Source organism: Anaeromyxobacter sp. PSR-1 (assembly GCF_000964525.1).
Taxonomy (GTDB): Bacteria; Myxococcota; Myxococcia; order Myxococcales; family Anaeromyxobacteraceae; genus Anaeromyxobacter.
In genome coordinates, this window is record NZ_BAZG01000146.1 from 1 (window position 1) to 10,969 (window position 10,969).

5 protein-coding genes and 1 pseudogene are annotated in these 10,969 nt (G+C 71.6%); 3 read left to right on the forward strand and 3 right to left on the reverse strand.

The genetic code is table 11. From position 1 onward, the window contains the following. Nucleotides 1–483: 483 nt before the first annotated feature. Complete coding sequence (gdhA, locus tag PSR1_RS17480; RefSeq protein ID WP_059438733.1) at nucleotides 484–1,833, reverse strand: NADP-specific glutamate dehydrogenase; 1,350 nt, start codon at nucleotides 1,831–1,833, stop codon at nucleotides 484–486. A 131-nt stretch (nucleotides 1,834–1,964) separates the two neighbouring features. Continuing rightward, nucleotides 1,965–5,603 (reverse strand): DUF3683 domain-containing protein, encoded by a 3,639-nt coding sequence (locus PSR1_RS17485; RefSeq protein ID WP_059438734.1) that lies wholly within the window; start codon nucleotides 5,601–5,603, stop codon nucleotides 1,965–1,967. A gap of 260 nt (nucleotides 5,604–5,863) precedes the next feature. Between PSR1_RS17485 and PSR1_RS17490 the strand changes: the two genes are divergently transcribed. The 3 genes from PSR1_RS17490 to PSR1_RS17500 all read left to right on the forward strand — a co-directional run bounded on the left by PSR1_RS17490 (nucleotide 5,864) and on the right by PSR1_RS17500 (nucleotide 10,486). Further along, a complete protein-coding gene (locus PSR1_RS17490) occupies nucleotides 5,864–6,265 on the forward strand; it encodes a bacteriohemerythrin (RefSeq protein ID WP_059438735.1) in 402 nt (133 codons plus the stop codon). Nucleotides 6,266–6,326: 61 nt separating this feature from the next. After that, a complete protein-coding gene (locus PSR1_RS17495; protein WP_059438736.1) occupies nucleotides 6,327–6,728 on the forward strand; it encodes a bacteriohemerythrin in 402 nt (133 codons plus the stop codon). Nucleotides 6,729–7,039: 311 nt separating this feature from the next. After that, entirely contained in the window at nucleotides 7,040–10,486 is a 3,447-nt protein-coding gene (locus PSR1_RS17500; RefSeq protein ID WP_059438737.1) for a pyruvate carboxylase, read from the forward strand. Between the two features lie 75 nt (nucleotides 10,487–10,561). On the opposite strand, the pseudogene PSR1_RS17505 reads toward PSR1_RS17500, so the two are convergent. Beyond that, nucleotides 10,562–10,969, reverse strand: a pseudogene (locus tag PSR1_RS17505) (hypothetical protein); the annotation flags it as partial.

Below are 10,969 nucleotides of genomic sequence, written 5' to 3' on the forward strand. Positions count from 1 at the left end.
CAGAACGACCGGTGGGGGTCCCGGCGATGCGGGGTCTGCACGAAGCATCGCACGCGGACTTCGTGCTCCGTGAAAACGCACGAGGATGGCCCAGGACGAGAGAACGCGGCCGGGGTGCCGCGACCCCTCGGCTCACGAACGCGCGCCACGGCGACGCCCTGCGCATGCGCGGAGACCCTGCGCGACGGCGTGTCAGTTCGCGAAAGCCGCCCCGAGCCCCGAGCCCGTCAAGCGTTCACTGTGAGACAAATGGGTGCCGCCGCGCTCCGCCGCTCCGCCCGCACCCGCCTCGCGCAGGACCCGCGCCCCGCGCCACGCCCTCAGGTCTCTCCGTAAGCCGATCCCCGCAGCCCCGGCTCCGGCCCGCAGCACCGCCCCCGACCCCCGCCGCACCCTCATTGCCGACAAACAGAGAGGGCCCGGCGTCGCCGCCGGGCCCTCGAACTACAGAAGCCTTTGCCCCGCGCAACTGGGGGCGGAGCCTCAGATGAGCCCGTGCGCCACCATCGCCTTGGCCACCTTGATGAAGCCGGCGATGTTCGCGCCCACCACGTAGTTGCCCGGGGCGCCGAACTCCTCGGCGGTCTCGTAGCAGTTCTGGTGGATGTTCTTCATGATGTTCGCGAGCCGCTTCTCGGTGTACTCGAAGGTCCAGCTGTCGCGGGTCGCGTTCTGCTGCATCTCGAGCGCGCTCGTGGCGACGCCGCCGGCGTTGGCGGCCTTGCCCGGCCCGTAGGAGATCTTCGCGTCGAGGAACACCTTGATGCCCTCGGGCGTGGTGGGCATGTTCGCGCCCTCGCCGACCGCGATGCAGCCGTTCTTCACCAGCGTCTTGGCGTCGTGGCCGTTGATCTCGTTCTGGGTGGCGGACGGCATCGCCACCTGGCACGGGATCTCCCAGATGTTGCCGCCCGAGACGTAGCGGGCGTGGCCGCGGTACTCGACGTAGTCCTTGATGCGCCGCCGCTCGACCTCCTTCAGCTGCTTCACGAGGTCGAGGTCGATGCCCTTCTCGTCGATGATGTAGCCGTTCGAGTCGGAGCAGGCGACCACGCGGCCGCCGAGCTGGGTGATCTTCTCGATGGTGTAGATGGCCACGTTGCCGGAGCCGGACACCACGCAGCGCTTGCCGTCGAACGAGTCCTTGCGGACCTTCAGCATCTCCTCGACGAAGAACGTCGCGCCGTAGCCGGTCGCCTCGGTGCGCACCAGCGAGCCGCCGTAGTCGAGCCCCTTGCCGGTGAGCACGCCCGCCTCGTACCGCGAGGTGAGGCGCTTGAACTGACCGTACATGTAGCCGATCTCGCGGCCGCCCACGCCGATGTCGCCGGCGGGCACGTCGGTGGTGTCGCCGATGTACCGCCACAGCTCGGTCATGAAGCTCTGGCAGAACCGCATGATCTCGTTGTCCGACTTGCCCTTCGGGTCGAAGTCGGAGCCGCCCTTGCCGCCGCCGATGGGCAGGCCGGTGAGGGCGTTCTTGAAGATCTGCTCGAACCCGAGGAACTTGATGATCCCCAGGTAGACGGACGGGTGGAACCGCAGGCCGCCCTTGTACGGGCCGAGCGAGCTGTTGTACTGGACGCGGAACCCGCGGTTGACGTGGACCTCGCCGCGGTCGTCCTGCCACGGCACGCGGAAGATGATCTGCCGCTCCGGCTCGCAGATGCGCTCGATGATCTTGCGCTCGCGGAACTCGGGGTACTTCGCGAGCACGGGCCCGAGCGTCTCGAGCACCTCCCGCACCGCCTGGTGGAACTCGGCCTCGCCGGGGTTGCGGCGAAGCACGTCCTGGTACATCGACTCCAGCCTCTCATCCATCTTGTTGGACATGCTCTCCCTTTCGTTGCGGGCGCGATCCCGCGTTCGAAGATCGGGCAGTCTGCACGGTCCGCAGGCACCTGAGAAGGGGCCGGCGCCGGAAATCGACTGATCCGATCGAGGGAGCGCCGGGCGCCGCCGCGTCAGAAATGCACGGCGTGTGCGCGCGCCGCGTTCGACCGGAACAGCTCCAGCCAGCCCGGGCCGCTGATCCGCTCCGCCAGCGCGATGGCGAGGTGCTTCGGCTGCACGCCCATGGGCGCGTTGCGGCCGAGGCCCTGGACGCACGACGGGCAGTTGGTGAGCACGGTCGCGCCGCCGGGCCGCGTCTCGAGCGCCTCGGCGAACGCGGCGCGCTTGCGGTGCAGCATGGCGTCGGTGATGTCCGGCCGCGACAGCGTGAGCGTGCCGGCCTCGGAGCAGCAGTGCGGCACGGCCTCCACCTTGCCGAACCCGCCGAGCTTCACCAGCACCTCCTGCGCCTTGCCGTCCAGCGAGTCGTGGCAGGGCGCGTGGTACAGGAAGTCGCCGGAGCCCTCCAGCTTCAGGCCGCGCTCCAGCGCGTACCGGGTGACGTCCACGAGGCGCCCGCCGAAGAGCTGGCCCGCCTCCATCTCCGCCAGCCCCTCGCGGCAGGTGCCGCAGGTCACGACGCACCCGTCGAACTGCAGGTGCGCGAACATGTCGCGGATCTGGCTGAACAGGATGGTGTCCCGCAGCATGATCTGCGAGTGCGTGTCCGCCTTCCCGTTCACCTGCTGCGGGAACCCGCAGCACATGAACGGCGGCGGCAGGATCACCCGCGTGCGCAGCTGGGTGAGCACGTGGAGGGCGGCCATCGAGATGTGCGACTGGAGCCGCTCCGAGCCGCAGCCCGGGAAGTAGAAGACGGTCCGCTCCGCCTCGGCGCCGCCGCCCGGCTCGAACACCAGCACCTGGTCCTGCTCGCAGGCGGGGATGACGTCGCGGAGCGTCTCCGGAGGCGCCGGCGGCATGGGCGCGCGCAGCAGCTGGAGCGGGTAGAGCCGCGGCGCCGCGTCCTTCGGCTGGAACGGCGCGGTCACCTCGCAGCCGGCCCGCTGCAGCGCGCCGCCGATCTGCACCACGGTGGAGCGGAACAGCCGGTTGTAGGTGGGCGAGCGGCTGTCGAGGTAGCCGAGCGTGGCGCGGGTCGCCGCGGTCGAGTGCTTGTAGCCCCAGCTCGCCAGGATCTCGCGCTCCAGGATCGACACCTTGCCCGAGTCGATGTCCACCGGGCAGGGCTTCAGGCACTTGTGGCAGATGGTGCAGTGGTCGGCGACCTCCTCCAGCCACCGCAGCAGCTCGAAGCGCGTGGAGCGCTTGCGCTGGGCGTCGTAGAGCAGCGCCTCGATGAGCGAGCCGATCGCCAGGTTCTTGTTGCGAGGGTGGAAGAACATGCCGCGCGCCGGGTGGTACACGCAGCAGTCCGGCTTGCACTTGCCGCAGCGGACGCAGTGCGCGATGGCGCGGGCCAGCTCCTCCAGCTGGCCGTGCTGGAGGATGCGCGCCTCCAGCTCGAGGAGGTTGAACGACGGCGTGAAGACGCGGTCGAGCACGTCCACGTCCTCGAGCTTGCCCGGGTTCATCAGCCCGCCGGGATCCACGTCGCGGCGGTGCGCCGACAGCTCCTCGATGCGCTCCGGCTCCAGGTACTTGAGCTTGGTGATGCCGATGCCGTGCTCGCCGGAGACCACGCCCCCGAGCGACACCACCTTCTCCATCACCACGTCGAGCACGTGCTCGGTCCGCCGCAGCATGGGCCGGTCGTTGGACAGCACCGGGATGTTCACGTGGACGTTGCCGTCGCCGGCGTGCATGTGCGTGGCGAGGACCACCAGCCGGTCGCGCACCTCCTGGTGCGCCCGGTCCACCGCGCGGGTCAGCTCGGGCCAGCCGCGCATCAGCTTGGCGAGGTCGCGGCGGAAGTCCTCCAGCAGCGCCAGCGCGCGCAGGTCCTTCGGGCCGGCGCGCGAGATGGCGTCGCGGGCGCGGGCGCAGCGCTCGAGCGCGGCCGGGATCTTGCCGGCCAGCCACTCCGGGTCCTCGCGCGGCGGCTCGGTGGTCCGCAGCAGCTCCTCGGCCCGGTCCACCAGCCGGCCCTGCGCGTACCGCTCCTCCTCCACGTTCATGTCCTCGACGAACCGCGCGAACCCGGCCAGCTGGTCGAGCGGGAGGACGATGTCCTCGTTCATCTTGAACGCGTTGGTGCGCCGGGCGATGGCGCCCAGCTTCTTGCGGTCGGCCCAGAACCGCTTGCCCTCGGCCGCGTCGCGCGCCTCGAACAGCTCGGTGTTGGGGTGCTCGTCGAGGATGGCGCGGATGCTGCCCACGCCGCGCGCCGCCTCCTCGGCGGAGTGGCCCACCACGTCGATGAGCAGCACCGCCCGCGGCGTGTCGGCCCGGGCGGCCTTCACCTTGTAGTCGATGGCGCGGACGTACTCGTCGTCGAAGTGCTCCAGCGCGGTGAGCGTCTCCTTGCCGTCGTTCGGGAACGGGAACGCGCGGGCCAGCTGGAGGATCACCCGCGAGGCCTCGTCGAAGTCCGGCCCGAAGAACTCCAGGCACAGCGTCCGCTTCACCTCGAACTCGGGGTAGAGGATGAACTCCGCCGAGGTGATGACGCCGTCGGTGCCCTCCTTCTGCAGCCCCGGCACGCCGCCCAGCGCCTTGTTGGTGATGTCCTTCCAGAGCCCCTTCTTGCGGACGTCGGCGCCGCGCAGCGCGACCGTCTTCACCACCGCGCCGTCCTGGTCGGACACCTGGAACGTGACGGTGTCCTCCGGGAGGATCTTGCGCAGCTGGTGATCGGTGCGCCGGACCGTCCAGAGCCGGCCGGACGGCATCGCCATCCGCCACGAGATCAGGTTGTCGATGCAGGTGCCCCACTGCACGCAGTCCTTGCCGCCGGCGTTCTCGGCGATGTTGCCGCCGATGGTGCAGGCCCAGGCGCTGGTGGGGTCGGTCGCGAACACCAGGCCGCGCGCGGCGGCGTGCTCCATGGCCGTCTCGGTGACCACGCCGGCCTCGAGGTCCACCACCTGCGCGGCCGCGGTCCGGCCGTCCGCCAGCGTGAAGGCGCGCTGCGAGACGCCGCGGATCCGGTTCAGCTTCTCGGTGTTCACCACCACGCAGCCGGGCCGCAGCGGCACCGCGCCGCCGGTGAGCCCGGTGCCGCCGCCGCGCGGGATGGCCTTCAGGCCCAGCCGCGCGATGCCCGCCAGCACCGGCGCGACCTGGCGCTCGTCGTCGGGCATCACCACCGCGACCGGCAGGTGCAGGCGCCAGTCGGTGGCGTCGGTGGCGTGCGACACGAGCGTGAACGGGTCGAAGAGCACCGCGTCCTTGCCCACCACCGGGCCCAGCTCGCGCAGCATCCGGCGGCGCAGCTCCGGGGTCCCGTCCACCTCCTGGCGGAAGGCCACGAGGAGCTGCCGGCTCTCGGACAGGACCTCCAGCACGCGGGCCTCGCCGTTCGCGTTCTTCTCGACCAGGCCGAGGTCGGTCTCGATGTTCGCGAAGAAGCGCCGGCGCCGGGCGCGGGACTCGACCAGCTCCTGGAACAGGAAGGGGTTGCGCCGGTGGATGAGGATCTCGCCGAAGAACCGCATCAGCAGGCGGGCGCTGCGGCCGGTGACGCGGAGCCCGCGGAGCTCCTCCAGCTTCTGCCAGACGTGCGGACCGAGCAGGTGGGAGATGGCCTGGCGGTCGTCGGCCGAGGTGTAGTTGAACGGGATCTCGCGGGGTGAGGTGCTGGCCGTCATCGTCGAGGTGCCTTCGGGAGGGGCTCCACGCCCCCATGTGGAGCGGAGCTGGCGAAGATAGCAGCTTTCGTGCCGCGCGTCTTTGGCGGAGCCCCTGCTTTTTCGCGGGGTTGGCTCCACCTCGCGCGCCGCGGAGCCGGCAAGCTTTTCGCGCGCGCGCATGCCTGGGGACAGGAGGGCGCGGTCGCCGGGACGAGGGACTACCCCGAATGCGTCGTCCGGGGGACTGTGCCGGCCGGGGGAGTCGAGGGGGAAGCCTGATGAGCACGCGCTGGAGCCCGGCGCTGGAGCTCGGTCACGACGTGATCGATCGGCAGCATCAGGAGCTGTTCCGCCGGTACGAGTCGCTGGTCCAGGCCCTGGCGCGCGGGGATCGCGCCGAGGTCGGCCCGCTGTTCGAGTTCCTGGGCAGCTACGTGGTCGAGCACTTCGCGGACGAGGAGCGGCTCATGTCGGAGACCGCGTTCCCCGGCCTCACCGTGCACAAGGCCTCCCACGACCGCTTCGTGCGCGAGTACCACGCGCTGCGCGACCTGTTCGAGCGGGCCGGGCCGAGCGCCGGCATCGCGGTGCGGGCGGAGACCTGGATCGCCGACTGGCTGGCCACGCACATCGGCGCGACCGACGCCCACCTGGCGCGGCACCTGCGGGGAACCCGGTGAGCGGGGCTGCGGCGCCGCGCCCGTGGCGGCCGGGACCGCGACCGGGGATACTGGGCCCGCCATGGTGATCGAGTGGACGCCGTCGCTCTCGGTGGGGGTGGCCGAGATCGACGCCCAGCACCAGGAGCTCTTCCGCCGCGCCGCGCGCCTCATCGTGGCGCTGCGCGCGGGCGATCGCTCCGAGGTCCAGCCGCTGCTCGAGTTCCTCGCCGACTACGTGATCGAGCACTTCGAGGCCGAGGAGCGGGAGATGCGCGCGGCCGGGTTCCCGGAGTACGCCGCGCACAAGGCCGCGCACGACGCCTTCCGGCGCGACTTCGAGGAGCTGGCGGGCGAGGTCCAGCGCAGCGGCGCCAGCCCGCTCGCCGCGCTGACGCTGCACAACTGGATCTCCGACTGGCTCCGGCGGCACATCGCCGGCGTGGACCAGGAGCTCGGGCGGTACCTGCTGGCGCGCGGCTAGCGGAGCGCTCGCGCCGCCGCCGGCCCCGGCGCGGCGCCCTTCACTTGCGGTGTCGTGGACCGGTCCGGTCGCCGACGGGAGAATCGGGCGCCCGCCCTCCGACGCCCCTCGACACGGTGCGGCAGGCTGTGCTCCACTTCCCAGCCCGACGCCGAACCGCTGGACCGAGCCGAGCCCGTGACGCCCGACTTGATCCTCGACGCCCCGTTCCTCGCCCGCCCCAGAGCGGACGGCGATCGCCATCGACTCTCCACCTCGCCAACGACGCGCGCCTCGCGTGCGCGCGCCGCTACGTCGTCCCGGAGCCCGACATGACGATCCCGTTCAAGCGCGTGATGGCCGCGAACCGCGGCGAGATCGCGATCCGGATCTTCCGAGCCTGCACCGAGCTCGGCATCCAGACCATCGCGATCTACTCGGAGGAGGACCGCCTCTCGCTGCACCGCTACAAGGCCGACGAGGCGTACCTCGTCGGCAAGGGCAAGCCGCCCATCGACGCCTACCTCGGCATCGAGGAGATCGTGGAGCTGGCGAGGCGGCTGGAGGTGGACGCGATCCACCCCGGCTACGGCTTCCTCTCGGAGAACCCGGAGTTCTCCGAGGCGTGCGAGCGCGCCGGGATCGCGTTCATCGGCCCGACCTCCGAGATGCAGCGCCGGCTGGGCGACAAGGTCGCCGGCCGCAAGGCCGCGCAGGCCGCCGGCGTGCCGGTGGTGCCCGGCACCCCCGAGCCCATCCTCCACGACGAGGAGGCGCTCATCTTCGCGAAGCAGCACGGGTACCCCATCATCATCAAGGCGAGCGCCGGCGGCGGCGGCCGCGGCATGCGCGTGGCCCGCAACCAGAAGGAGCTGCTGGAGGGGCTGGTCTCGGCGCGCAGCGAGGCGCGCGCCGCGTTCGGCAACCCGGCGGTGTTCCTCGAGCGCTACATCGAGCGCCCCAAGCACATCGAGGTCCAGGTGCTGGGCGACCACCACGGCAACCTCGTCCACCTGTTCGAGCGCGACTGCTCGATCCAGCGCCGCCACCAGAAGGTGGTCGAGTTCGCGCCCTCGCTCGCGCTCGGCGAGGCGCAGCGCGAGGCGATCTGCGGCGACGCGCTGAAGATCGCGCGCTCGGTGAGCTACCGGAACGCCGGCACGGTGGAGTTCCTGGTGGACCAGCAGGGGCACCACTACTTCATCGAGGTCAACCCGCGCATCCAGGTCGAGCACACCGTCACCGAGTCCATCACCGGCCGGAACCTGGTGCAGGCGCAGATCCTGGTCGCGCAGGGCAAGCGCCTCTCCGACCCGGAGATCGGCATCGCGCGGCAGCAGGACGTGCAGCGGCGCGGCTTCGCCGTGCAGTGCCGCATCACCACCGAGGACCCGCAGAACGGCTTCGCCCCCGACTACGGGGTGCTGAAGGCGTACCGGTCGCCGGGCGGGTTCGGGGTGCGGCTCGACGCCGGCTCGGCGTTCGGCGGCGCGGTGATCACGCCGCACTACGACTCGCTGCTGGTGAAGATCACCACCTGGGGCCTGACGCTCGACGCCGCGGCGCACGTCATGGACCGCTCGCTGCAGGAGTTCCGCGTACGCGGCGTGAAGACCAACATCGCGTTCCTCGAGAACGTGATGCGCCACCCGGTGTTCCTGACCGGCCGCTGCGACACCTCCTTCATCGAGGCCCACCCCGAGCTGCTGGCGCGGTCGGAGCGCAAGGACCGCGGCACCAAGCTCCTGCGCTACCTCGCCGACGTCACCGTCAACGGCTCGCCCGGCGTGTCGCGCGCGACCCGGCCCGCCGAGATCCGCGAGCCGCGCGTGCCCAGGGTGGACCTGTCGCGGCCGCGGCCCAAGGGCACCCGGGACATCCTGCTGGAGCGCGGGCCCGAGGGGCTGGCGCGCTGGGTGCTCGCCGAGAAGCGGCTGCTGTTCACCGACACCACGCTGCGCGACGCGCACCAGTCGCTGCTCGCCACCCGCGTGCGCACGCACGACATGCTCCGCGTCGCGCCCGCCACCAGCGTGCTCGGCGCGGGCCTGTTCTCGCTGGAGATGTGGGGCGGCGCCACGTTCGACGTGGCCATGCGCTTCCTGCGCGAGGATCCGTGGGAGCGGCTCCACAAGCTGCGCAAGGAGATCCCGAACGTCCTGTTCCAGATGCTGCTCCGCGGCTCGAACGCGGTCGGCTACACGAACTACCCGGACAACGTGGTGGAGCGCTTCGTCGAGGAGGCGGCCCGCTCCGGCGTGGACGTGTTCCGCGTGTTCGACGCGCTGAACTGGACCCGGGGCATGCAGGTCGCCATGGAGGCGGTGCGCCGGCAGGGCAAGGTCTGCGAGGCGGCCGTCTGCTACACGGGCGACATCGACGACCCGCGGCGCGACAAGTACCCGCTCGACTACTACGTGAAGCTGGCGAAGGAGCTGGAGCGGATGGGCGCCCACTTCCTCGCGGTGAAGGACATGGCCGGGCTGCTGAAGCCGTTCGCCGCCGCGAGGCTGGTGAAGGCGCTCAAGGACGCGGTGGGCCTGCCGGTGCACCTCCACACGCACGACACCTCCGGCGTGGCCTCCGCCACGCTGCTCGAGGCGACGAGGGCCGGCGTGGACGTGGTGGACGCGGCGCTCTCGCCGCTCTCCGGCCTCACCGCGCAGCCGAACCTGAACTCGCTCGCGGCGGTGCTGGAGGGCAGCGCCTGGGATCCGAGGCTCGACCGTGACGGGCTGCAGCAGCTCGCGAACTACTGGGAGACGGTGCGGGACTGGTACGCGCCGTTCGAGTCGGGGCTGAAGAGCGGGACCGCCGAGGTCTACCGCCACGAGATCCCGGGCGGCCAGTACTCCAACTACAAGCCGCAGGTGGCCGGGCTCGGCCTCCTCGACCGGTGGGAGGAGTGCAAGGACATGTACCGGAAGGTGAACCTGCTGTTCGGGGACATCGTGAAGGTGACGCCGTCGTCGAAGGTGGTCGGCGACATGGCCATGTTCCTGGTGAAGAACGGGCTCGAGCCGGAGGACCTGTTCACCGAGAAGGCGAACGACCTCGCGTTCCCGGAGTCGGTGGTGGGGCTCGCGCGCGGCATGCTGGGCCAGCTCCACGGCGGGTTCCCGGAGCGGCTCCGCCAGGTCATCCTGCGCGGGCAGGAGCCCATCACCTGCCGGCCCGGGGAGCTGCTGGAGCCGGCCGACCTCGAGCTGGAGCGGCGCAAGGCGGCGGAGCGGGTGGGGCACCCGGTGGACGACAAGGCGCTCGTGTCCTGGCTGCTCTACCCGAACGTCTGGCCGGAGCTCTCGCGCCACCGCGAGACGTTCTCCGACACCTCGGTCGTCCCCACGCCGGTGTTCTTCTGGGGCCTCGAGCCGGGCCAGGAGACGAGCATCGAGATCGAGCCGGGCAAGACGCTCATCGTGAAGCTGGTCTCGATCGGCAAGCTCGAGAAGGACGGCACCCGCGACCTGATCTTCGAGCTGAACGGCGAGGGGCGCACCATCAACGTGCGCGATCAGTCGGCCACGCAGGCCTCCGCGGCGCGCGTGAAGGCCGAGCGCGGCAACCCGGTGCACGTGGGCGCGCCGATGCCGGGCAAGGTGCTGAAGGTGAACGTGAAGCCGGGCGACGAGGTGAAGGCCGGCGCGGTGCTGCTCGTCACCGAGGCGATGAAGATGGAGACCAACGTCAAGGCGAAGGGCGACTGCCGCATCGCCGAGGTCCGCTTCAAGGAGGGCGACAAGGTCGAGAAGGAGGACCTGCTCGTCGTCCTCGGCTGAGGCGCGCGGCCCGCCGCGCCGTCGAACGTGAGGGGCGGCCCCCGCGCGGAGCCGCCCCTCACCCCCGTCCGTGCACTACGGCCGGTACACCCCGCCGTCGAGCGTCTTCGCCTCGCCGTCGATGGTCACCCCGCCGGCCGCGCCGGCCGGCGTGCCCGCGCCCCCGCGCGCGGTGAGCGGCGCCGTCACCGCGGTCGCCGCGGCCGAGGAGGCCAGGTCGATCGACCCGCCGATGCCGCCCGCCATCGCGGCCGACGCGCCACCGTCCACGTTCACCGCGCCGCAGGCCACCTGCGTGCCCCACAGCTGGACGTGGCCGCCCACGCCGCCCTCGCCGGCGCCGCCGGCGCCCCCGGCGGCGCGGAGCGCGGCCTCGATCCGGATCCCGTCCGCGGGCACCGCCGCCGCCGCCGGCGCCAGCGTCGGCGCGCTCGCGCCGTCCACGCCGATCCAGCCGCCGTTCCCGCCGCCGTCGGCGCCGTC